This is a genomic window from Thermomonospora umbrina (assembly GCF_003386555.1).
Classification (GTDB): Bacteria; Actinomycetota; Actinomycetes; order Streptosporangiales; family Streptosporangiaceae; genus Thermomonospora; species Thermomonospora umbrina.
This window is the reverse complement of sequence record NZ_QTTT01000001.1, coordinates 4,122,841-4,145,695: the sequence shown is the minus strand read 5'-3', so window position 1 is coordinate 4,145,695 and position 22,855 is coordinate 4,122,841. Positions and strand designations below refer to the sequence as shown.

Here is a 22,855-nt window from a genome sequence, read left to right as displayed (position 1 = left end):
GCCCGATGAACGAGCTGCGCGCCGCCGCCGAGGACTGGCTGACCCAGGACCCCGACCCCGCCACGAGGGCCGAGCTGCGCGCCCTGCTCGACGCGGACGACGAGCCGGCCCTCGCCGACCGGTTCGCCACCCGCCTGGAGTTCGGCACGGCGGGCCTGCGCGGCGAACTGGGCGCGGGCCCCAACCGCATGAACCGCGTCACCGTCCTCCGTGCCGCCGCCGGCCTCACCACCCGCCTCCTGACAGAAACCCCGACCTTTGACAGCCCCGCCCCCGGCGCGAACGGCTCTGGCGCGATCGACTCCGGGACGAGCGGTGCCGGGTCGAGCGGTGGGGCGGGGCGGCCTCTCGGAGTGGTCATCGGGTTCGACGCGCGGCACGGGTCGGAGCGGTTCGCGCTGGACACGGCCGCCGTGGTCACCGGGGCGGGGCTGCGGGCCTGGGTGATGCCCCGGCCGCTGCCGACACCCGTGCTGGCGTTCGCCGTACGGCATCTGGGGGCCGCCGCCGGGGTGATGGTGACGGCGAGCCACAACCCGCCCCGTGACAACGGGTACAAGGTCTACTGGGGCGACGGGGCGCAGATCCTCGCGCCGCTGGACGCCGAGATCTCGGCGGCGATCGACGCGGTCGGCCGGGTCGACGCGCTGCCGCTCGGCGGGCCCGGTGACTGGACGGTCCTCGACGACGGCATCGTGGACGCCTACCTCGAGGCGCTCGACGCGCTCGCCGGGCTTCCGGTGGACGGCCCCGGTGACCTGTCCGTGGTCTACACGCCGATGCACGGGGTCGGCCTGGACGTGTTCCTGCGGGCCTTCGAACGGGCCGGGTTCCCGGCGCCCGCCGTGGTCGCCGAACAGGCCGAGCCCGACCCGGACTTCCCCACGGTGGCGTTCCCCAACCCGGAGGAGCCGGGGGCGATGGACCTGGCCCTGGCCCTGGCGGCGCGGCGCGACGCCGACCTCGTGATCGCGAACGACCCGGACGCCGATCGCTGCGCCGTGGCCGTTCCCACGTCCGAGGGCTGGCGGACGCTCACCGGCGACGAGGTGGGCGGGCTGCTGGGCGAGCACGTCCTGCGGCACACCCACGGCGACGACCGGCTGGCGGTGACCACGATCGTGTCGTCGTCGCTGCTCGGGCGGGTGGCCGAGGCGTACGGCGTGCGCTTCGCCGAGTCCCTCACCGGCTTCAAGTGGATCATGAAGGCGCGCACCTCCCCCGGCGACCGCCAGGTCTTCGGGTACGAGGAGGCCCTGGGCTACAGCGTCGGCGGCGACGACGGCGTCCCGGTCCGCGACAAGGACGGCATCGGCGCCGCCCTCGCCGTCGCCGCGCTCGCCGCCGAGGCGAAACGCGACGGCCGCACCCTCCTCGACCTGCTGGACGACCAGGCCCGCCGCTTCGGCCTACACGCCACCGGCGCCCTGTCCGTCCGCGTCGAGGACCGCGCCCTGATCACCGACGCCATGGCCCGCCTACGACGGTCACCGCCCACCGCCCTCGGCGGCCGTACCGTCACCCACGTGGACGACCTGGCCCTCGGCTCCGACACCCTCCCGCCCACCGACGGCCTGCGCCTGCACCTCTCCGGCGCGGACGGCAGGGCCCGCGTCGTCATCCGCCCCTCGGGCACCGAGCCCAAGCTCAAGTGCTACCTGGAGGTCGTCCTCCCGGCGAACGACGACCTCGCGGCCGTTCGTTCCCGCGCCACCGCCTCATTGGACGCCATCCGCACCGACCTCGCCAAGGCCCTCCGCCTATCCTGAACCCCCGGCGGCGCGGGTGACGGCTGCGCCGAGAGGCTCGGCGCTCGTTCCGCGTGAGGTCGGTGGACGTCGGGCCGGAGGAACGGAGGGCGGACCGATGACGGCGTTGGAGATCCCACAGTGGCAGGGCTCGGCATCCCCCGGCGCTCGGCTGCTGGCGGACGGCGCCGCGCGGCTTGCGGCGTTCGTTCGCGCCGACCACCGCGTCCCGGTGCTCGGGCACGCCGGCGAGGAGTCGGCCGGAGTGCGGGCGTTCGACGTGCTGAGCGCCAACCTCGCCGCCGCTCGCGCCTCCCTGGGGGGTTCTCAGACGATCGTCGTCGGGGGTGATTGCGGCGTCGAACTGGCCCCTGTGGAACGCGCCGCCGAGATCCACGGCGAACGGCTGACGGTGGTCTGGTTCGACGCGCACGGCGACCTCAACTCCCCCGAGTCGTCCCCCTCGCACGCCTTCCACGGGATGGTTCTGCGCGCGCTGCTCGGCGAGGGCCCGCCCGGGCTGCTCCCCCGCCGCCCGATCCGCCCTGAGCAGGTCGTCCTGGCGGGGGTTCGGGCTTTGGATCCGGGTGAGCGCGAGTTCGTCGAAGCGCACGGCATCCGGCACGTTCCCGCCGGCGAACTGGACGCGTTGGCGGAGTCCGTCCACGGCTCCTCCGTCTACGTCCACATCGACTTGGACGTCCTGGATCCCACCGTCTTCGGGTCGGTCGGCTTTCCCGAGCCCGGGGGCGTCACTCCGGAGGCGCTGCTCACGGCCGTTCGGGATCTGTCGGCCGGCCGCACCGTCGCCGGTCTCGGCATCACCGAGTACCAACCCGGCGACCCCCATGACGAGGAGACACTCGCCTCCCTCGTCCCGGCGCTGGTCGACGCCGTGCGGTGACCGGCCGGGCTTCGGCACGGGGGCGACGACGACCCGCGTTCCCACGCCGATGTCGTCCGGCGGCGTGACCGGCCGGCGGTCAGCGGGCCGCCGCCACCGCGATGAGGATCACCAGGAGCGCGGATGGAAGGGCGATCGCGATGAGGGCGACCACGGACCAGGTCACGGTGCCCTCCGAGGGCCGATCCCGGGAGGTCTCGGGGTGCCGAGCGGCGAGGGCGTTGAGCTGCTCGACGGCGTGGCCCAGCGAGGAGCGTTCGACGACCTGCCCCGCGACGCCCGGCGGGAGATGGCGGGCCTGCCGCCGGATCTGTCGTTCCTCGCGGGCCCGGGCGCGGGGCGAGGTCTGCAGGACCCACGCGCGGGCCGTGCGCTCGGTGTCTCCGGCCCCCGAGAACCGGACCGTGATGGCGTCGGCGGCCTCGATCTTCCGGACGGCGGGCCAGGGGACGCGCACGTCGCGGAGCGGGTTGCGGATCTCCAGACCGTCCGCGCCCGCGACGACGCGGGGGCGCAGGCCCAGCACATACGCCACGCCGCAGCCGGTCAGCAGCACCGCCGCCGCGATCAGCGCGGCCAGGTCGCGGCCGCGCCACGCCAGGTCGGCGAAGTTGAACGCGGCGAACGCCAGCCACACCCAGGCGCCGACCCGACCGGCCGAGGAACGCAGGACGAGCGATCCCCGCGCGCCGGGACCGCCCGTGTGACCCGTGGATCTCACCGGTCAGCTCAGCGGGCGGGAGCCGGTCCACTTGAGCTGGGCGAAGCCGGGCTTGATCACGCCGTTGATCAGCTCCAGCCGCTCGTCGAAGCCGATGAACGCCGACTTCATGGCGTTCACCGTGAACCATGCGAGGTCGTCCCAGTCGTACCCGAACGCCTCGACCAGCTTGGCGAACTCCTCGGAGAGGGAGGTGCCGCTCATCAGCCGGTTGTCGGTGTTGACGGTGACCCGGAAGCTCAGCCGCCGCAGCAGCCCGATGGGGTGCTCGGCGATGGACTTCGCCGCCCCGGTCTGCACGTTGGACGTCGGGCACATCTCCAGCGGGATGCGCTTGTCGCGCACGTAGTCGGCCAGCCTGCCCAGCACCGGGGTGGCGGTGTCCCGCCCGCCGATGTCGTCGACGATGCGCACCCCGTGCCCCAGCCGGTCGGCGCCGCACCACTGGATCGCCTGCCAGATCGACGGCAGCCCGAACGCCTCGCCCGCGTGGATGGTGAAGTGGGCGTTCTCGCGCTGGAGGTACTCGAACGCGTCCAGGTGCCGGGTGGGGGATAGCCCGCCTCGGCCCCGGCGATGTCGAAGCCCACCACCCCGGCGTCGCGGTACCGGACGGCCAGCTCGGCGATCTCCATGCTGCGGGCCTGGTGGCGCATGGCGGTGACGAGCGCGCCGACCCGGATGCCGTGTTCGCGGCCGCCCTCGGCGAAGCCTTCGAGCACCGCCTCGACGACCTGCTGCAGCGACAGCCCCGTCCGGGTGTGCAGCTCGGGCGCGTACCGCACCTCCGCGTAGACCACCCCGTCCTTGGCGAGGTCCTCGGCGCATTCGTACGCCACCCGCCGCAGCGCCTCGACGGACTGCATCACGCCGACGGTGTGCTGGAACGTCTCCAGATACCGTTCGAGCGACCCGGAGTCCGAGGCCGCCGTGAACCAGGTCCGCAGCTCCTCCACGTCCCGCGTGGGCAGCCCGTCGTATCCGCTCTCACGAGCGAGCTCGACGATCGTCTCGGGCCGCAGCCCACCGTCGAGATGGTCGTGCAACAACACCTTGGGGGCCCGCCGAATGGCGTCCAGCGTCGGTTGACCAGTCACCTTCCGCACAGTACACCCGTGCCCGTGCTCACTCCCGCCCACATTCTCCGCCTCGCGGTCAGGGCGAGCGAGTCGCGGTGTGCTGCTCCTCCGGCCGGTCCGACCGATCGTTCCAGCACTCGCCCGGCGACCTCATGGAAGCCGCCCATCAACGCCACCCGCCGTCTCCACGGCCCGCGTCAGGTGTGCTGCTCCTCCGACGTGTCGGGCTGGGCGTTCCACCAGTCGACGGCGCGGTCGAGGGCCATGCCCTCGGTCCAGAGGGTCTCGGGGTCGTCGGGCATGAGGAGCGGGCGCATCTCGGCGTCGAGACGGTACGAGCGCGGGGGCTTGTTGTCCTTGCCCTCGATGTCGGCGGTGTCGGCGAAGATCTTGGCGATGTCGGGGGCGGTGCCCTCCAGGGCGCTCAGGCCGCCGTACGGGTAGCCGAAGCAGGCGGAGGCCGCCTCACGGACGGGCAGACCGGCGCGTTCGGCGATCTCGTGGGCGACGGCGGCGGCGAACGGGACCGGACCCCGCTCGGCGAGCAGGTCCAGGAACCGGGTGATGGCCTCGGTACCACCCCAGCCCTGCGCGACCGGGGCCTTGCGCTCCGCCCACCCCGGGAAGGGGAACGGCCGGAAGACGCCATCGGGCGAGTACTCGAGGGCGATCGCCTCTTTGTGCGGATGGTCCTGGTAGTTGAGCACCACCAGGGCCCCGTTGGGCGTGCGCCACAGCTCGCCGGCGGGCTTCTGCCTGCCGCCACGGGAGGTGAACGACAGCTTGCGCCAGCGGCCCGTGCCGTCGCCCCACGCCGCGTTGCCCCAGGCGCGCAACGTGTCGATGATCCGGGTGCGTTCGACCTGCGGGGTCCACGGCCATGACGCCTGGAGGGCCTTGGCGCCCAGCTCGCCGAAGGCGAACCAGATCCCGCCGGTGCCCCGGGGAAGCTCGATCGAGCCCAGCGGGTGGGCGCTCTCCAGGGCGGGCCCGGACGCGGCGGCCTCGCGCAGGGTCGCGTCGAGGGAGCGGAGGGCCACCAGCCGTTCGACCTCGCGTCCCGGACGCAACGCGGGAGCGGAACGGACGGAGGTCGGCGGCTCGACAGGGTGGTCGAGGCCGAGCGCGTCCCGCGTGCGGAGGGTCTGGAGGAGGCATTCGGCGGCGCGGGTCGCCAACGCCTCGACACCCTCTCGAAGGCGGGGCTCGGTGATCTCGGGCAGGACCCGGGCCACCTCTCCGGTGAGGGCTCCGGACCCGTGCAGCGCGGTGTCGAGGAGCCGCCGCGCCCCGTCCTCGTCGAGGCGGCGCAGCGCCGCCGAGCCCGCCGGGTCGACCGGCCCCAGGGTCGGCCACCAGCCGGGCGGAGGCACCACCATGTGGGTGCCCTGGGCGACGCCCTGCACCGGCTGGAACCGCAGCCGCCCGATCAGCCGCCCCTCGGCGTCGCTGAGCCGGAGCGCCCCGTCGCGCAGCATCACCAGGACCGGGGTGTCGGCCCCGGGGAACGTCACCTCGGCGGCGGCGGGCGCCTCCGGCCACAGGGCGAGCGACGCCGTGTCGAGGGCGACGGCACCGGCCCCCACCGCCCGGAACGTCTGTCGACGCCCCTCGAACAGCCGCGACAGATGGGCATGCTCGCCGTCGTGCCACGGCCACGTGCCCGTCGGATGCTCGACGGCGGCGCGGTGTCGCACCCCGTCGGGCCCGTGGACCTCGACGGTCTTCTGACCCACGCCGAGAGTGAGCAGGTCGCGATGCTGGACAACGGTCACCGAGGTCCCGTGACGGTGATCGGACGTCACGGAGGGGAACCGAAGCTCCTCCGGAATCCCGGTGCGCAGCGCCCGGACCAGCGCGTCGATCGGATCGGTGATCTCCAGCCCGTCGAGCGCACCCGGAGCCGCGTCGGCGAAGCCCGCCTCGGCCAGCGCCCGGAGCCGGGGCAGGGCGATCTCCAGGCCCAGCAGGTCGCCCGCGGCGGCCTCGGACCTCCACTCGGCGACCTGCTCCTCCAGCAGCCGGCGGATCGCGGGCCGGGCCCACAGGGCGCGCAGGATCTCCGGGTAGTCGACGTTCGCGTAGTAGTTGAGCTTGAGGACGAAGGCGTCCAGATCCTGCGCGAAGGCCCGACGGGCGGCGGGGTCGCGGTCGAGCGGCTCGGCGAGCCCGTCGTAGTCGGTGGTCGAGCCCCACTGCGGGGTCTTGTCGTCGCGCCACGACGTGTTCCGCGTGCGGAAGGCCAACGGGTCGGGCCCCGCCTCGGCCACCGCCGGGTCGGCGCGCGGGTCGTACCGTCCGTCGGGCGGTGGGAAGAGCCGTGCGCCCGCCTGCCCGGCCAGCCGCATCATGGCGCGCAGGGACAGCGGCCCGGCGTCGAGGAACCACTCGCGCGGCAGCCGGGACCCGGCCTCGGCGTCGCCCAGCAGCTCGAACCACACCCGACGGTGCGCACCGGCGATCGCGGCGTCGTCGTAGAGGTCGGCGGCCGGCGCGGCGGCGATGAGCAGGTCGAGCAGCTCGGGCTCGCGGCGGCACAGCCGGGCCAGCGCGGGGCGCAGGGCCTCCCAGATCGGCAGCGCGGCGGACGGCAGCAGGCCCCCGCGCAGCAGCCGGCCGGCGACGAAGTCCTCCTCGTCGTCCTCGGGCACGCCCGCGCCCGCCGCCAGCGGCAGCAGCTCGGCGACCACGTTCGGATACGGGATCGTGCCGGCGTCGAAGAACGCGCCGACGGCCTCCCGCGCCCAGGCGTGCGCGAGCCCCGGGTCGGGATGCAGGACCAGCCGCCGCAGGTGCTCGTGCAGCGCGCTCGGCGTGATCGCCCCTGCGGGAACGAGCTCCACCAGCGCCCGCTGCACCCGCTCGGGATCGACGGCGACCCCGAGCAGCCGCTCGTGAGCCGCCTCGACCGCACGTGCGCGGTCGAACAGGAACGCCGCCTCCTCGGGCCGCCCGGCCTCGGCGAACACCCGGCAGGCGTGCTCGAAGAACTCCGGCAGCGCCCGCGCCGGCAGCCCCACGGCCACCTCCACGACCTCGCCGCGCCCCAGCCCGGCGAGGTCCGGCCATTCCCCCGACACCGTCATCAACCCTCCCGATCGATCACCCGCTCGGGAGACTAGTGCGCCGTACCGACAGAATTCAGGAGATGCGGTCGATCACCAGCGGCAGCAGGTCGGGAGTGCCGCCGGGCTCGACCTCGATCGCGCCGTCCAGCGACTCCAGGGCCCGCGCGAACCGGGTGTCGTCGTCGGCGTAGAGGGTCAGCAGCGGCTGCCCGGCGGCGACCTCGTCGCCCGGGACGGCGTGGCAGACCACTCCGGCGCCGAACGAGACCGGGTCCTCCTTGCGCGCCCGTCCGGCCCCCAGCCGCCAGGCCGCGACGCCGACCCCGTACGCGTCCAGCCGGGTGAGGACCCCGGCGGCGGGGGCGGTGACGACGTGGGACTCCCGGGCGACGGGCAGCGAGGCGTCGGGGTCGCCGCCCTGGGCGGAGATCATCCGACGCCAGACGTCCATCGCGGAGCCGTCCCGCAGCGCGTCCGCCGGGTCGCGGTCGGAGAGACCCGCCGCCGCCAGCATCTCGCGGGCCAGCGTGAGGGTCAGCTCGACCACGTCCGGCGGGCCGCCGCCGGCCAGCACCTGCACCGACTCGGCGACCTCCAGCGCGTTGCCGACGGCGCGGCCGAGCGGGCGGTCCATCGCGGTCAGCAGCGCCACCGTGCGGACGCCGTGGTCGACGCCGATCCCGACCATCGTCTCGGCCAGCTCGCGGGCGGACGCGGTGGTCTTCATGAAGGCCCCGGAGCCCACCTTGACGTCCAGGACCAGCGCCCCGGTGCCCTCCGCGATCTTCTTCGACATGATCGAGGAGGCGATCAGCGGGATCGACTCCACGGTCCCGGTCACGTCGCGCAGCGCGTACAGCTTGCGGTCGGCGGGGGCCAGCCCGCTGCCGGCGGCGCAGATCACCGCCCCGGTGCGACGCAGCACGTCCAACATCCCGTCGGGCTCCAGGGAGGCCCGCCAGCCGGGGATCGACTCGAGTTTGTCCAGGGTGCCGCCGGTGTGACCGAGGCCCCGTCCGGACAACTGCGGGACGGCCGCGCCGCAGGCGGCCACCAGCGGGGCCAACGGCAGCGTGATCTTGTCGCCGACGCCGCCGGTGGAGTGCTTGTCGGTGGTCGGCCGGTCCAGCCCGGACCACTCCATCCGCTCCCCGGACCGGATCATGGCCTCGGTCCAGCGGGCGACCTCCTCGCGGGTCATCCCGTTGAGCAGGATCGCCATGGCCAGCGAGGACATCTGCTCCTCGGCCACCGCGCCCCGGGTGTAGGCGTCGATGACCCAGTCGATCTGCTCGGGCGTGAGTTTGCCGCCCTCGCGCTTGGTCAGGATGACGTCGATGGCATCCACGAGGTTTTCCGTCCCTTCGGGCGTTTCAGGAGATCCGGGAGAGGTCCTCGGCGCCGAAGGCGTCGGGCAGCACCTCGGACATGGGGAGCACGCCGCGCGCGGTCTCCAGCAGCAGACCGGGGCCGCCGTGCTCCCACAGCAGTTGGCGGCAGCGTCCGCACGGCATCAGCGGGTCGCCGTTGCCGTCCACCACCGCCAGCGCGACCAGCAGGGGACGCGTCGAGGAGGCGGGCTTGTCCGGGCCGTACAGGGCCGACACGAGGCTGCACTCGGCGCACAGCGTCATCCCGTACGAGGCGTTCTCCACGTTGCAGCCGGCGATCAGTCGACCGTCGTCGGTCAGGCCCGCCGCGCCCACCGGGAACCCGGAGTACGGCGCATAGGCGCGCTCCATCGCCGCGCGGGCGGCGGCCCGCAGCCGCTCCCAGTCGATCTGCGTCATGCGCATACCGTACGCGAGCGGACCCCCGGCACCACCAGTGGCCGTAATGCACCTAACGGACGACCCTTACCCGGGAACGGGTACCATCACCTGCGGTCCGGACGGAGTGACCCCGCCCCTGATGGGTAGTGATCGCGCAGGTGAGGGCATCAAGGAGGGTCTCCGGATGCCTACGTTCACATAACGGTCTCCCCACAACTTGACCTGGGGATGGCGGGCGATATGTCCGGACCATGAAGCTGTTGGCTGATCGGGCGACCAGAACGGTTCTGCGCCCTGTGTCGTGCATGAGGAGTCATGGTGGCCAATTCAATGCGGCTGGCCGCGGGGGCGGTCGGGCTGGCGCTGGTGCTCGCAGGCTGCGGCAGCGCGCCCGAGGACGACGACAACGGCTCGGGCACCGGCGGCTCGAAGCTCTCGGCCTGTATGGTCACCGACACCGGGGGCATCGACGACCGGTCGTTCAACGCCGCCTCCTGGGCCGGGATGCAGGCCGCGTCCAAGAGCACCGGGGCCAAGGTCCAGTACAGCGCCTCCACCAGTGAGAACGACTACGTCCCGAACATCAACAGCCTGATCTCCAAGAAGTGCGGGCTGATCATCTCGGTCGGCGGGTTGATGGCGGAGGCGACCGGCCAGGCGGCCAAGGCCAACCCGAACCAGAAGTTCGCCATCGTGGACTCGGCCTCGGTGCCGCCGAACGTCTACGGCATGGAGTTCAACACCGCGCAGAGCGCGTTCCAGGCCGGCTACCTCGCCGCGGCGATGTCCAAGACCGGCAAGGTCGCCACCTTCGGCGGACTGCCGATCCCGCCGGTGACGATCTTCATGGACGGCTTCTACGAGGGCGTCCAGTACTACAACAAGCAGAAGAACAAGAAGGTCCAGGTGCTCGGCTGGAACGAGGCCAACCCCAAGTCCGGGTCGATGGCCAACTCGTTCACCGACCAGGGCGCCGGCAAGCGCATCGCCGGCAACTTCATCCAGAGCGGCGCCGACATCATCTTCCCGGTCGCCGGCGGCACCGGGCTGGGCGCCGCCGCCGCGGCCAAGGAGAGCGGCGGCAAGGTCAGCGTCATCTGGGTGGACACCGACGGCTGCCAGTCCGCCGCCCAGTACTGCGACGTCTTCCTGACCAGCGTCATGAAGGGCATCGCGGGCGCCGTCCAGACGACCATCGAGACGGCCGCCAAGGACCAGGCACTCACCGGCTCCTACCTGGGCACCCTGCAGAACGGCGGCACCGGCCTCGCGCCGTTCCACCGGTTCGACTCCAAGGTCCCGGCGGAGCTGAAGGCCGAGCTGGAGAAGATCAAGCAGGACATCGTGTCCGGCTCCATCAAGATCACCTCGCCGAACCAGCCCAAGGTGAGCTGACCCGGCGGACGCACCCGGGGCGGGGCCGGCGCGGCCCCGCCCCGCCCCAGTTCCAAAGGAGGTCGCCGGTTGTCCCTCGAGCTCCGCGGGATCACCAAGCGCTTCGGCTCGCTGGTGGCCAACGACGGCATCGACCTGGAGGTCCGGCCCGGGGAGATCCACTGCCTGCTCGGCGAGAACGGCGCGGGCAAGTCGACGCTGATGAACACCCTCTACGGGCTCTATCAGCCCGACGAGGGCGAGATCCTGGTCGACGGCAAGCCCCTCGTCTGCCACGGCCCCCGCGACGCCATCGCCGCCGGGATCGGCATGGTGCACCAGCACTTCATGCTGGTGCCCGTCTTCACGGTGGCCGAGAACATCATGCTCGGCGACGAGCGCACCGGCCCCCTCGGCTGGCTCGACCGCCGTCGCGCCCGCCGTGACGTCGCCGAGGTGTCCGCCCGGTACGGCCTGCGCGTCGACCCGGACGCCCTGGTGGCCGACCTGCCGGTGGGCGTCCAGCAGCGGGTGGAGATCGTCAAGGCGCTGATCCGGGAGGCCAAGGTGCTGATCCTGGACGAGCCCACCGCCGTGCTGACCCCCCAGGAGACCCGAGAGCTCTTCACGGTCATGCGCTCGCTGCGCGAGTCGGGCCGTTCCATCGTCTTCATCACCCACAAGCTCAAGGAGGTCAAGGCCATCGCCGACCGGATCACCGTGATCCGGCGCGGTCGGGTGGTCGGGACCGCCGAACCGAGCGCCTCCGAGAGGGAACTCGCCGGCATGATGGTCGGCCGCGACGTCCGCCTCACCGTCGACAAGGCCCCGCCCGCGCCGGCGGAGGGCCCCGCCTTCGAGGTGCGCGACCTCACCGTGCTGGACGAGTCCGGGTCGCGCGCGGTGGACGACGTCACGTTCGAGATCCGGCCCGGGGAGATCGTCGGCATCGCCGGCGTCCAGGGCAACGGGCAGACCGAGCTGGCCGAGGCCATCCTCGGGCTGCGTCCGGCCGCGTCCGGCGGCATCTGGCTGGACGGCCGCGAGCTGACCGGCCGCTCCCCCCGCAAGGTGCTGCGCGCCGGGGTCGGGTACGTCCCCGAGGACCGCAGCCACGACGCGCTGGTCGGCGGCCACAGCGTCGCCGAGAACCTGGTCCTGGACCTGTTCGACCGGCCGCCGTTCGGACGGCGCGGCACCATGGACGTCAAGGCCGTCCGCGAGAACGCCGAGCAGCGGGTGAGCGAGTTCGACATCCGCACCTCGTCCATCGAGACGCCGGTCGGGACGCTGTCGGGCGGCAACCAGCAGAAGGTCGTCGTGGCCCGCGAGATGTCGCGCCCGCTGCGACTGCTGGTGGCCGCGCAGCCCACCCGCGGGGTGGACGTGGGCGCGATGGAGTTCATCCACAAGCGCATCGTCTCCGAACGCGACCAGGGCCGCCCGGTGCTGATCATCTCCACCGAGCTGGACGAGATCTACGGCCTCGCCGACCGGATCGCGGTCATGTACCGCGGCCGGATCCAGGCCATCGTCCCGCCCGACACCTCCCGGGAGCACATCGGCCTGCTGATGGCGGGGGCCCATCCCGAGGACTCCCCGGGATCCGCGGAACACCCGGAACGCGCGGAGCCCCCGGCGGGCTCCGACGCCTCGGACCCCGCGCAGGAACCGCCCGTGAAGGACGCCGACGATGAGTGAACAGGAGCGACCGTCCGGTCAGGAGGAGCCGCCGGAGGCCGACCGGTTCCGCAGACTGGTCGCGCAGACCGTGGCCGGACCGCCCTGGGTGGTGACCGTGCTGGCGATCCTGCTCGCCCTGCTGGTCGGCGCGCTGCTCATGATCGTGTCGGACTCCGAGGTGACCGACACCTTCGCCTACTTCTTCTCCCGCCCCGGCGACGCGCTGTCGGCCTCCTGGACCGAGGTGTCCACCGCCTACGGCGCGCTGTTCAAGGGCGCGGTGTTCAACCCCGACTCCGCCGCCACGGCGACCGCCGCGCTCCGGCCGATCAGCGAGACCCTCACCGAGGCGACCCCGCTGATCTTCGGCGGACTCGCGGTCGGGCTGGCGTTCCGCGCCGGACTGTTCAACATCGGCGGCCAGGGCCAGTTGATCATCGGCGCCATCACCACCACCTGGGTCGGCTTCACCCTGGACGCGCCCGGGTTCGTCGCGCTGCCCGCCGCGATCCTCGCCGGGCTGCTGGGCGGCGCGCTGTACGGCGGGATCGTCGGCTGGCTCAAGGCGAGCACCGGGGCGCACGAGGTGATCGTCACGATCATGCTCAACTACGTGGCGTTCCTGCTGCTGGGGTACCTGATCGCCAGTGACACCTTCCGCGATCCGGAGAACCCGCAGCCGATCTCCAAGTCGGTCGCCGACGCGGCCCGCCTCCCCCACCTGTTCGGCGACACCCTGCGGGTGAACGCCGGGCTGCTGCTCGCGCTGGCCGCCGTGGTGTTCGCCTGGTGGCTGCTGAACCGCTCGACGCTGGGCTTCCAACTGCGCGCCGTGGGGGCCAACCCCAACGCCGCCCGCACCGCCGGGATGAGCGTCGGGTACGGGCAGATCATGGCGATGCTGCTGTCGGGCGGGCTGATGGGGCTGGTGGGCGTCTCCCAGGTGCTCGGCACCGCCAACGCCAACAACGCGCTCACCCAGCAGATCGACGCGGGCCTGGGCTTCACCGCCATCACGGTCGCGCTGCTGGGCCGCGCCTCCCCCGTCGGCACCGTGTTCGCCGCCCTGCTGTTCGGGGCCCTGCAGGCCGGCGGCCGGGAGATGCAGGCGGCGGCGGGCGTGTCGATCGAGATCGTCACCGTCATTCAAGCCCTCATCGTCCTCTTCGTGGCGGCCCCGCCGCTGATCCGCGGCATCTTCCGGCTGCGCGGCGAGGGCGGCGTCGAGAGCGGCCTGCTGGCGAAGGGATGGAACGGCTGATGAGCACGACGCTTTCCACGGCGCCCGTCGCGGGCGCCGTGCCCGCCGCCGGCGCCGACCGCAAGCGGTGGTACGTCGGCGGCGCGATGGTGCTGGTCGGGCTGTACGGGCTGGTGGCGTTCGGGCTCGGCGGCCGGACGGACGGCGGGGCCGAGGCGACGTTCAACCTGAACCTGCTGGGCAACGACGCCATCGAGGTCCCCGACGTGACCGTGCCCGCCGGGCCGACGGCGATCGTGCTGTCGCTGGTGTGCGTGGCGGTCGGGGCCCTGCGGCTGGCCAGGCCCCTGGCGGGCCGGGCGCGGGCCGCCGCCACCGCCGGGTACCTGGTCGCCTTCGTCGCGGCCTTTCTGGTGTGGGCGACGTCGGGGCACAGCCTGAACTTCACCTCGGTCCTCAACGCCACCGTGCTGGCGGCGACCCCGCTGATCCTCGGCGCGCTCTGCGGCGTCCTGTGCGAACGGTCCGGCGTGATCAACGTGGCGATCGAGGGCCAGTTCCTGGTCGGGGCGTGCGCGGCGTCGTTCTTCGCGTCCGTCACCGACAGCCTGTGGACGGGCCTGGTCGCGGGCTGCCTGGCGGGCGGGCTGCTGGGGGCCATGCTGGCGGTGTTCGCCAACCGCTATCTGGTGCAGCAGGTCGTGCTCGGTGTGGTGCTCAACCTGTTCGCCGCCGGACTCACCGGCTTCCTGTACGAGCGGCTGCTGCAGCCGAACGCCGCCGACTACAACAAGACGCTGACGTTCTCCTCCCTGGAGATCCCGGTGCTGTCGGACCTGCCGATCGTCGGGCCGGTGCTGTTCAGCCAGAACGCCGTGTTCTACCTGACCGTGGCGCTGATCGCGATCATTCAGATCGGGCTGTTCCGGACCCGCTGGGGCCTGCGCACCCGCGCCGTCGGCGAACACCCCACGGCCGCCGACACCGTCGGCATCCGGGTGGCGGCGGTCCGCTACCGCAACGTCGTCCTCGGCGGCCTCATCGCCGGCCTCGGCGGCGTCTGGCTGACCATCGGCCTGAACATCGCCTTCAACAAGAACATGGCCGCCGGCCAGGGCTTCATCGCCCTCGCCGCCCTGATCTTCGGCCGCTGGTCACCCCTGGGCGCCGTCTCCGCCGCCCTCCTCTTCGGCTTCGCCGGCGGCATCTCGGTGTCCCTGCAGCCCCTGGAGACCCCCGTCCCCACCGCCTTCCTCAGCATGACCCCCTACCTGGCCACCATCTTCGCCGTCGCCGGCCTCGTGGGCCACGTCCGCGCCCCCGCCGCCGACGGCATCCCCTACACCAAGGGCTGACCCACCCTGGGCCTCGGGGTTCAGCGGCCCTTGCGGCCGTACTCCGGATCGAGGACGCGCTGCTGGTCTCCCATTGGGAGACACGTTGGTTCAGCGGCCCTTGCGGCCGTACTCCCGGATCGAGAGCGGCATGAAGACGGCCACCAGCAGGGCGGACCACAGCAGGGTGGCGGTGACCGGGTTGGCCACCGGCCAGGCCGCGTCGGCGGTGGGGGCGCCCGGGTTGCCGAACAGGTCGCGGCAGGCGGCGGTGACGGCGCTCAGCGGGTTCCAGTCGGCGATCGCCTGAAGCCAGCCGGGCATTCCCTCCGTGGGCACGAACGAGTTGGAGACCATGGAGAAGGGGAAGATCAGAGGCACCATCTGGTCGGCCGTCTGCTCGTTCTTGACCTTCATCCCGAGGTAGCAGCCCACCCAGCTCAGCCCGTACCGCAGCAGCGCCAGCAGGGCGAACGCCTCGAGGGTGCGGAGCAGGCCGCCGTGCGCCTGCCAGCCGACCAGCAGCCCCATCACGGCCATGATCGTCATGTTGAGCACGCCCGACAGCACGTCGGCCCCGGTGTGCCCGAACGGCACCGCCGAGCGCGCCATCGGCATCGAGCGGAACCGGTCCATCACCCCGCGCGAGGCGTCCGTGGCCACCCGCAGGGTCACGCCCATCACCGAGGTGAGCGTGACCATCGCGAACAGCCCGGGAAGCAGGAACTCGCGGTAGTCGCCCCCGCCGGGCACCTTGATCGCGCTGCCCATCACGTACCCGAACAGCAACACCATCACCGCCGGGAAGATCAGCGCCGCCACCAGCTCGCCCGGCTCGTGCCGCATGCGCCGCAGCTCACGACCGATCAGCGTGAGCCCGTCCTCGACCGTCCACCGCACGCGTCCCCACATCCCCGTGCCGGATGCGGTCGTCGCCATCGTCATGCCTCTGCACTCCCTGTCGTCGTCACAGCCCATCGGAGGCCCGGTCGAACCTCGATCACGTCACCCGCTCCCCGGCCAGGCCCACCCGTCCACATCCCAAGGCCCCTCAAGCCGCCCGCTCGTTGCGGGTGTCGGGCTCGGGCGTCGGTCGGGCGGGGTCGTCGGTCAGGTGGAGGAAGACCTCGTCCAAGGTGGGGCGGCGCAGCGAGACGTCGGCGATGGAGATGTCGGCGCGGTCGAGTTCGCGGACGACGTCGGCCAGGCGCAGCCCGGCGGGGGCCGGGGCGGACAGCCGGTCGGGGGCCGGGGTGACGGGGACGGATCCGGTCAGGCGTTCCAGCACGCCGGAGGCGAGGGAGAGCGTCGAGGCGTCCTCCAGTAGAACGTCGAAGTGGTCGCCCAGCGCCGCCTTGAGCTCGTCGGGCGTGCCCTGGCCGATGACGCGACCGTGGTCGATCACCACGACGTCGTCGGCCAACCGGTCGGCCTCGTCCAGGTACTGGGTGGTCAGCAGCACGGTGGTGCCGTCGGACACGAGCTCGCGGACGCTGTCCCAGATCTCGCCGCGGCTGCGGGGGTCCAGCCCCGTGGTCGGCTCGTCCAGGAACAGCACCTGCGGGGTGACGATGAGGCTGGCGATCAGGTCGAGCCGGCGGCGCATCCCGCCGGAGTAGCCGCCGGCGACCCGGTCGGCGGCCTCGGCCAGGCCGAAGCGCTCCAGCAGCTCGTCGGCGCGTCGCTTGGAGGCCGCCCGCGACAGGTGGTGGAGCCGCCCGAACATGCGCAGGTTCTCCCGGCCGGTGAGCCGCTCGTCCACGGCGGCGTACTGCCCGGCCAGGCCGATGCGGGCGCGGACCCGGTCGGCCTCGCGCACCACGTCGTGGCCGGCCACCCTGGCCCGTCCGGCGTCGGGGTCGGCGAGCGTCGCCAGGATGCGCACGGCGGTGGTCTTTCCCGCGCCGTTCGGGCCGAGCACGCCGCACACGGTGCCGGCCCGGACGGCGAGGTCCAGGCCGCGCAGCGCGTGGACGTCGCCGAAGCGCTTGTGCAGCCCCTCGGCGACGATGATCGGTTCGTCCATCTCCCGACTCCTCTGGGTACGTCGTACGCAGTTGGGTTCCGAGCGTCAGCCTAGATAACCGGGTACGGTGTACGCAAGTCGTGGTCCCGAGGAGAGGAGCCCGGTGGGCGACACGCCCGACATCATCTGGTTGCGTCCGGAACGTCCGGCCCGTGGGCCGCGCCCCGCCTACAGCCGTGCGCAGATCATCGAGGCCGCCGTCCGGGTCGCCGACGCGGAGGGGCTGGAGGCCGCCTCGATGCGCCGGGTCGCGGTCGAGATCGGCGCGGGCACCATGTCGCTGTACCGCTACGTGCCCCGGCGCGAGGACCTGATCGAGCTGATGATCGACCACGTCCACGGGGAGCTGGACCTGCCCGACCGGCCCACCGGCGACTGGCGGGCCGACCTCACCCTGCTGGCGGAACGGCTGCGGGCGATGTCGGTCCGCCACTCATGGCTGGTCCGACTGCCCAACGTCGGCCTCGTGTTCGGCCCGAACATGCTGCGCATCGTGGAGTTCGGCATCGGGACCCTGGACGGTCGCGGCCTGCCCATCGACGAGGTCATCGTGCTGGCCGGCATCTTCCGCGGCTATGTGGACGGCTTCGTCCGCGACGAGGTCACCTGGATGGAGAACGAGCGCCGCACCGGGCAGACCTACGAGGAGTTGATGGCCACCGCCGCGCCGTACGTCTGGCACCTGCTCGACAGCGGCGACCACCCGACCTTCCGCAAGATCGTCGTGGAGGCCCGGCAGCCCCACATGGACGTCGACGCCCGGTTCGCCTACGGGCTGGAACGGGTCCTGGACGCCATCGCCGCGAGCCTCCCCGACGACACCGCCCGCCCGTTGGACCTCCCGACCTCGGGCCCGGCGGCCGCGCGCCCTTGCGACCAGGGCTGAACCCCCGCCTCCCCTCTCGACGAACCGAACCGACCGCCTCACCCGGGGGGACCGCCCGCCTCACGCCCGGGGGCCGAACCGCTCACCTCACCCCTGAGGCGGACCGAACCGCGCGGCCTCACCCCGGGGGGACCGAACCGCCCACCTCACCCCCGAGGCAGACCGAACCGCCCGGCCTTACCCCCGGGGGGGACCGAACCGTCCGCCTCACCTTTCGGCCAGGCGGTCGGCGACGTTCCCGGCCAGGTTCAGCACCAGTGTCCGCTCCGTGTCCCCCGGGGCGGAGTGCGTGCGCGCCGACACGTCCACCAGCGCGTTCGAGACCCGGAATCGCACGTGCAGGTCGTAGATGTCGACGCGCCCGAGCAGAAGCCCGAACGACATCCGGTCGGTCTTGGCGAAGCCCTGCTCCCCCACGGCGGCGGGCCGCACCGGGCTTCCCCGCCGCAGTGAGGTGTCGCGCCAACGCGCCAGTTCCTCTCCCGCCCTGGTCTCCGCAGGCGTACGACCGTCGCGATGCCGCGTCTCGACGTGGATCCGGACGGTCCGGAACGGGCGGTCCATGCCGACCGGCACGCTGCTCCACTTGCACTCCGAGTCGAGGTCCCCGCCCCCGCTCGTGCCGAACCAGGTCTTGGGCCGGGAGTCGCCCTTCTCCCTGGCGCCGTTCCTGACCAGCGACGCCAGCGTGGCCGGAGGCGGCAGCAACGCGCACGCGTCCAACCCGTCGAACCTGCCGTTGGACGTGTACAGCCCCGCGTACCAGGTCAGCGCGCCGAGGCCGCCGACGACGGCCGCCACCGCCGCGGAGAGCACGACCGCGCCCCAGGGCCTTGTCATCACAGGGAGGCGATCATTGGGACGCGGCGGGCCGTTCCAGATGCGCCATCGAGGCGATGCTCACCGGCGACAGACCGCGCAGGGTGGTGATCGCGCACGCCGGGACGCCCAGGCACAGCAGTTCGGGCGCCAGGGCCCCGTCGCCCATCAGGGTGCGTAGCAGGTCCACGGTCACCCCGCCATGGGTGCAGACCACGATCGGACCGGCCTCCCTGGCGTGCTCCACGAGGAACGCGCGGAACCGCTCGCCCGCCCGCCGGGACGACTCGCCGTTCGCGGGAACGAAGTCGCGGTCGGCGACCGCCGCGGCCCAGTCGTCCAGGAAGCCGTCGAGCGGCTGGTCCCCGTCCCAGTTCATCCGCTCCCGCAGGCGGTCGTCCGTTCGGACCGCGACACCGGCCGCGTCGGCGATGAACTCCGCCGTCCGCAGGGCGCGCCGGAGCGGGCTGCTGAACACGGCGGCGGGGTCGACGCCCCGCAGCCACTCGGCGGTGCGCTCCGCCTGTCGGAGCCCGAGCTCCGTCAGTCCCGGATCGCCGGGACCGGGTTCCTTCTGCGCATGCTGAACCAGGTAGAAGAGGGTCACCCTTGCATCCAGTCTCGGCCCGCGTGGTGGTGAGGCGTCGTCAGATCGTCGAGACGTGCCCGGTGACCTCTCGGGGCGAGGCGTCCTCGGCGGCCTCCGACTCGTAGTACTCGTCCTCCTCCGGCTCGTGCCGGGGCAGCAGCATGACGGAGGCGCAGCACAGCACCAGCCCCATGCCCGTCAGGAAGAACTTGCCCGAGGTCTGCGGCCACGGCTGGCCGTACACCAGGATGCCGGTGAGCCACATGGACGCCTTGGAGCTGACGGCCAGCACCACGATCACCACCGACAGCCGGCAGCGCTGCAGCCCGATCTGCGCGAGGCCCAGCCCCAACAGGCCCGTCACGACCACGACGTACGGGTGCGGGGAGGCCAGCAGGGCGTTCACGTAGTCGTCGGGGTTGTTCTTCACGAGGTGGGCCATGCTCGCGCCGGAGCTCTCCGCGCAGCCCACCAGGATCCCCGCGCCGATCCCGAACGAGACGCCGGTGATCCGCTTGGCGTGCCGTCCGGCCACCGGCCGGTCCCGCACGGTGAACAGCCACATCGGGATCACCACCGAGGGAACGACGACCAGCCCGAGCTTCCAGAGCGCCACCGAGGCGTCCCAGGGGCCGCTCGAGCTCGGCGGGTCGTCGCCCGACAGCAGATCGCCGGCCGCCGCCAGGAACAGCAGCGCCAGCACCAGCACCGACAGGGCCTTGATCTCGCCGGCCTGCACCCGCTCGCCGAAGTTGGCGATCGCTATCAGCAGCAGGACCAGCATGACGGGCCCGTACATCGGCACGACCGCGCTCACCGGCAGGGTGGTCATGACCACGCTCTGCGTGATCAGACCGGTCACCATGGTGAACAGGCCGAACATCCAGATCGGGTTGAGCGCGAGGTGCCGCGTGGTGTGAATGGGTCGTGACCCGGACAGCGTCGGCATCCGGCTCGCGGTCGTCTTGAAGATCGCGAAAGCCGTGACGTAGGCGACCGGTGCCGCGCTGGCGAGAACAACCGCGCCCATAGGCGCTCCTCGGGTGGAGGGCTCGTTGCCGAGCAAGGAGTGCTGGTGCACGCACGGTCTCACAACGCGGGCATCGGCGAAACCGCCACGATGCCAAGCGGAACGGCTCACTCTGTAGGAAAGTGAGTAGAGAAAGTGGCCGCCGAGCACATATCGCCCGCGGCTTGTCAGGGGACTCCGTAGGGGATCCTGCCACGTCCCCCGTCTCAGATCAGCACAAACCTCTCGAACGTGCTGAGGCTCACTGTCCGCCGGGGCCTCGGAACGGTCCTCGGCGTTTTTGGCCTGTTCCTTACGGACGTTATGGGCGCTCTCCACTGGGACGCCCCTACGGTGGGAATATGGAAGAGGACGTCACGTTGGAGCAGGCCGTCCAGGTGGCGACGCGGATGTTCGCCGGGCTCGGGTACGACGTGGCGTCGCTCGACCTCATCGCCGAGGCGCTCGGCATGCCCACCGCCCAGCTCGTCAAGCTGACCGGCGGGAAGCGCGAGCTGTACATGATGGCGCTGGAACGCCTCACCAGGGCCAAGTACGACCAGGTGCGGGCCGCCGTGGACGCCGCCGAGTCCGAGCGCGACGGCATCCACCGGTTCGCGGACGCGTACCTCGACTTTCTCGCCGAGCACCCCGATCACCTGGCCATCTGGTCGCACCGCTTCAGCTCCGACGCCTCCGATCTCTGGGATGTCGAGGACCAGTACCTGCGCCCGATGCTCCTCTGGGGCGGTCGAACGCTCGGCGACACGGTGCCGAAGGACATCGGGGCGATTCCCCTGCTGGGCATCGTGATGTGGTGCGCCACCGGCTTCGCCAGCTCGGGCGTCCTCGCGCCCGGCCACGGCATGAAGCAGGCCGACGACCCGGAGACCCTGGAGTACTTCCGGGACCTCCTCCACAAGGTCATCGACCGTCTGCTGCTGGCCCCCGCCCCGTCGCCCTCGTCCTAGCCGGCCGCGAGGGCGCGGGCCCGACAGGTCAGCGCCCGGGAACGGCGAGGCCGGACGCCCACCAACTCCGCCAGGCGCGGGGACGCCGGAGCACCGTCAGGACCAGGGGCGACGGGTCGAAGTAGGCCCGGCGTTCGACGATCCGACCTTCGGCGTCGAGCAGGATCCGGTCGCAGCCGCTCCACCTGACGGGTCGACCCCCGAGCGTCCCGTACAGCTCGAGCTCGATCATCACTCCGTCGTCGTGGGCGGCCCAGCGCACCACGCGTCCGCGCAGGTCGGGGATCAGGGTGTAGACGCGGCCGAAGAACGCGCGGAGGTCGTCCGGGCCGACGAGGGCCTTCTCCAGCGGCTGGACGAACCGGGAGTCCGGTCGCACGGCCGGGGCGAACTCGGTCAGCATCGCCGCCGACCCGCCGTGGGCCCAGGCCCGCGCGAACCGGTCGACGAAGTCCTCCACGACCCGTGCCGCGATCACGTCCGCACTCCGGCGGCGGCGTCGGGTGTGTCGGAGGTGCCGGGGGTGGCCAGGACGAAGTCGCGGATGAGCCGGGCGGTGCGTTCGGGCTGGTCGAGCATGACCCAGGTGAGGCTGTCCTCGATCCGTTCGACCCGGGCGTTCGGGAGGATGGCGGCCAACAGCTCGGCGTGCGCGAACGGGAAGAGCCGGTCGTCCGGGGCGAAGGCCAGCAGCGTCGGCTTGGTGAACGACGCCAGCCGGAGCGCCGCCTCCCGGGTGACGTGCGGGTTCAGACCTCGGGTGACCTTGATGGTGTCGCGACGCACCCCCGCATGGCCGCGGAACGCCCTGATCCAGTCGGTGATCAGGTCGTGCGGCAGCGGCCCGTTGGTGAGCAGTCCGTAGCCCAACGGCAGTCTGCGCATGAACCGCAGCCGCTGCGTCCGGATCCCCATCGTGACCAGCGCCGGCACCCGGGCGGCGGGCACCAGGGGCTTGAACGGCGTCGGCGGGCAGTTGTCGAGGCAGTCGCCCGGCGTCAGGACCAGCCGCGCCAGCCGCTCCGGGTGCCATGCCGCCACCACTTGGGCGATGGCGTCGCCGCTGTCGTTGCCGACCAGCGTGACGTCGTGCAGGTCGAGCGCCTCCAGGGCCTCGGCGACGAGCGCCCCCAAGCCGCGCAGACCGAGATCGGCCTCCGGGGCCATCGGGATCGTGTGCGCCCCGAGCGGCAGGTCCAGCGTGATGCACCGGAACCGGCCCGCCAACCGCTCCACGACCCGGTCCCAGAGCCGGCCGTCCATGACATAACCGTGCAGGAACACGATCGGCTCCCCGACCCCGGCCTCCCGGTAGCGGATCGTGCCCTGACGCAGCGTGATCTGCGGCATCGTCCCTCCCCAGAAAATCCATACAGCCTGTATGCAATCGATCGTCTCGGAGATTACATACAGACAGTGTGTATTTCAAGACGCCCACGGCGACACGTTCCCCACCACGTCGCCCAGACCGCCATGCCGCCGCCCGCGACCCCGCAGGCAGGAGAGGACGAGCTTCGCCGCATGCCCAACGATGAACGCGGGGCGACCGTGAACGCGTCACGGAACGCAGCCACCCGCTCCCCGAATGGCCGTAGGGACACCAGGCCGAACATCGAGCAGTGCATATCTCGCGACACCCTTCTCGGTCACCGTCGGCCTCCGTGACCCACT

Annotated in this window: 19 protein-coding genes and 1 pseudogene; 8 read left to right on the top strand and 12 right to left on the bottom strand. The window is 72.3% G+C overall.

Annotation, left to right across the window (positions count from 1 at the left end; all coding sequences use genetic code 11):
* The first annotated feature begins 5 nt into the window (after positions 1-5).
* Together DFJ69_RS18535 and DFJ69_RS18530 are read left to right on the top strand one after the other, a co-directional pair.
* On the top strand, positions 6-1,769 hold the full coding sequence (locus DFJ69_RS18535) for a phospho-sugar mutase (protein WP_116023766.1): 1,764 nt from the start codon (positions 6-8) through the stop codon (positions 1,767-1,769).
* A gap of 97 nt (positions 1,770-1,866) precedes the next feature.
* Positions 1,867-2,652: an arginase family protein gene (locus DFJ69_RS18530; RefSeq protein WP_245974445.1), complete on the top strand. Its 786-nt coding sequence runs from the start codon at positions 1,867-1,869 to the stop codon at positions 2,650-2,652.
* Between the two features lie 79 nt (positions 2,653-2,731).
* Here DFJ69_RS18530 and DFJ69_RS18525 read toward each other — a convergent pair whose 3' ends face one another.
* The 5 genes and pseudogenes from DFJ69_RS18525 to DFJ69_RS18505 all read right to left on the bottom strand — a co-directional run bounded on the left by DFJ69_RS18525 (position 2,732) and on the right by DFJ69_RS18505 (position 9,310).
* Positions 2,732-3,373, bottom strand: coding sequence for a PH domain-containing protein (locus tag DFJ69_RS18525; protein WP_116023764.1), 642 nt, complete (start codon positions 3,371-3,373; stop codon positions 2,732-2,734).
* A 3-nt stretch (positions 3,374-3,376) separates the two neighbouring features.
* Positions 3,377-4,470: pseudogene (locus tag DFJ69_RS18520) on the bottom strand (adenosine deaminase).
* Positions 4,471-4,649: 179 nt separating this feature from the next.
* The gene (locus DFJ69_RS18515; RefSeq protein ID WP_116023763.1) at positions 4,650-7,538 is read right to left on the bottom strand and encodes a hypothetical protein; all 2,889 of its coding nucleotides are present in this window, start codon (positions 7,536-7,538) and stop codon (positions 4,650-4,652) included.
* 55 nt (positions 7,539-7,593) lie between these two features.
* Positions 7,594-8,868, bottom strand: coding sequence for a thymidine phosphorylase (locus DFJ69_RS18510; RefSeq protein WP_116023762.1), 1,275 nt, complete (start codon positions 8,866-8,868; stop codon positions 7,594-7,596).
* A gap of 25 nt (positions 8,869-8,893) precedes the next feature.
* Entirely contained in the window at positions 8,894-9,310 is a 417-nt protein-coding gene (locus DFJ69_RS18505) for a cytidine deaminase (RefSeq protein WP_116026722.1), read from the bottom strand.
* Positions 9,311-9,607: 297 nt separating this feature from the next.
* Between DFJ69_RS18505 and DFJ69_RS18500 the strand changes: the two genes are divergently transcribed.
* From DFJ69_RS18500 to DFJ69_RS18485, 4 genes are all read left to right on the top strand, one after another.
* The gene (locus DFJ69_RS18500; RefSeq protein WP_245974444.1) at positions 9,608-10,687 is read left to right on the top strand and encodes a BMP family lipoprotein; all 1,080 of its coding nucleotides are present in this window, start codon (positions 9,608-9,610) and stop codon (positions 10,685-10,687) included.
* Between the two features lie 69 nt (positions 10,688-10,756).
* Positions 10,757-12,367 carry an ABC transporter ATP-binding protein gene (locus DFJ69_RS18495; RefSeq protein ID WP_116023760.1) on the top strand — a complete coding sequence of 537 codons (1,611 nt, stop codon included), beginning with the start codon at positions 10,757-10,759 and terminating at the stop codon, positions 12,365-12,367.
* Positions 12,360-13,610, top strand: a complete 1,251-nt coding sequence (locus tag DFJ69_RS18490) for an ABC transporter permease (protein WP_116023759.1) — start codon at positions 12,360-12,362, stop codon at positions 13,608-13,610. Before DFJ69_RS18495 ends, DFJ69_RS18490 begins: the two co-directional genes overlap by 8 nt.
* On the top strand, positions 13,610-14,905 hold the full coding sequence (locus DFJ69_RS18485) for an ABC transporter permease (RefSeq protein ID WP_116026721.1): 1,296 nt from the start codon (positions 13,610-13,612) through the stop codon (positions 14,903-14,905). The genes DFJ69_RS18490 and DFJ69_RS18485 overlap by 1 nt, the downstream gene beginning before the upstream one ends.
* A 90-nt stretch (positions 14,906-14,995) precedes the next feature.
* Here the strand turns inward: DFJ69_RS18485 and DFJ69_RS18480 are convergent, their stop codons facing one another.
* Both DFJ69_RS18480 and DFJ69_RS18475 read right to left on the bottom strand, forming a co-directional pair.
* On the bottom strand, positions 14,996-15,829 hold the full coding sequence (locus DFJ69_RS18480; RefSeq protein ID WP_116023758.1) for an ABC transporter permease: 834 nt from the start codon (positions 15,827-15,829) through the stop codon (positions 14,996-14,998).
* 106 nt (positions 15,830-15,935) lie between these two features.
* On the bottom strand, positions 15,936-16,910 hold the full coding sequence (locus DFJ69_RS18475) for an ATP-binding cassette domain-containing protein (RefSeq protein WP_116023757.1): 975 nt from the start codon (positions 16,908-16,910) through the stop codon (positions 15,936-15,938).
* A 103-nt stretch (positions 16,911-17,013) separates the two neighbouring features.
* Here DFJ69_RS18475 and DFJ69_RS18470 point away from each other — a divergent pair, with 103 nt between their 5' ends.
* Complete coding sequence (locus DFJ69_RS18470; RefSeq protein ID WP_116023756.1) at positions 17,014-17,796, top strand: TetR/AcrR family transcriptional regulator; 783 nt, start codon at positions 17,014-17,016, stop codon at positions 17,794-17,796.
* A 207-nt stretch (positions 17,797-18,003) separates the two neighbouring features.
* Here the strand turns inward: DFJ69_RS18470 and DFJ69_RS18465 are convergent, their stop codons facing one another.
* From DFJ69_RS18465 to DFJ69_RS18455, 3 genes are read right to left on the bottom strand one after another with little or no spacing between them, the layout of a single operon-like run.
* A complete protein-coding gene (locus tag DFJ69_RS18465; RefSeq protein WP_147312357.1) occupies positions 18,004-18,636 on the bottom strand; it encodes a hypothetical protein in 633 nt (210 codons plus the stop codon).
* Positions 18,637-18,649: 13 nt separating this feature from the next.
* Positions 18,650-19,222 (bottom strand): histidine phosphatase family protein, encoded by a 573-nt coding sequence (locus tag DFJ69_RS18460; RefSeq protein WP_170177708.1) that lies wholly within the window; start codon positions 19,220-19,222, stop codon positions 18,650-18,652.
* A 40-nt stretch (positions 19,223-19,262) separates the two neighbouring features.
* Positions 19,263-20,234 carry a hypothetical protein gene (locus tag DFJ69_RS18455; RefSeq protein ID WP_116023753.1) on the bottom strand — a complete coding sequence of 324 codons (972 nt, stop codon included), beginning with the start codon at positions 20,232-20,234 and terminating at the stop codon, positions 19,263-19,265.
* A 341-nt stretch (positions 20,235-20,575) separates the two neighbouring features.
* Here DFJ69_RS18455 and DFJ69_RS18450 point away from each other — a divergent pair, with 341 nt between their 5' ends.
* Positions 20,576-21,184 carry a TetR/AcrR family transcriptional regulator gene (locus tag DFJ69_RS18450; RefSeq protein ID WP_116023752.1) on the top strand — a complete coding sequence of 203 codons (609 nt, stop codon included), beginning with the start codon at positions 20,576-20,578 and terminating at the stop codon, positions 21,182-21,184.
* 28 nt (positions 21,185-21,212) lie between these two features.
* On the opposite strand, the gene DFJ69_RS18445 is transcribed toward DFJ69_RS18450, so the two are convergent.
* Together DFJ69_RS18445 and DFJ69_RS18440 are read right to left on the bottom strand one after the other, a co-directional pair.
* Positions 21,213-21,662 carry a nuclear transport factor 2 family protein gene (locus DFJ69_RS18445; protein ID WP_116023751.1) on the bottom strand — a complete coding sequence of 150 codons (450 nt, stop codon included), beginning with the start codon at positions 21,660-21,662 and terminating at the stop codon, positions 21,213-21,215.
* Positions 21,659-22,534, bottom strand: a complete 876-nt coding sequence (locus tag DFJ69_RS18440; RefSeq protein ID WP_116023750.1) for an alpha/beta fold hydrolase — start codon at positions 22,532-22,534, stop codon at positions 21,659-21,661. Before DFJ69_RS18440 ends, DFJ69_RS18445 begins: the two co-directional genes overlap by 4 nt.
* Positions 22,535-22,855: the final 321 nt, after the last annotated feature.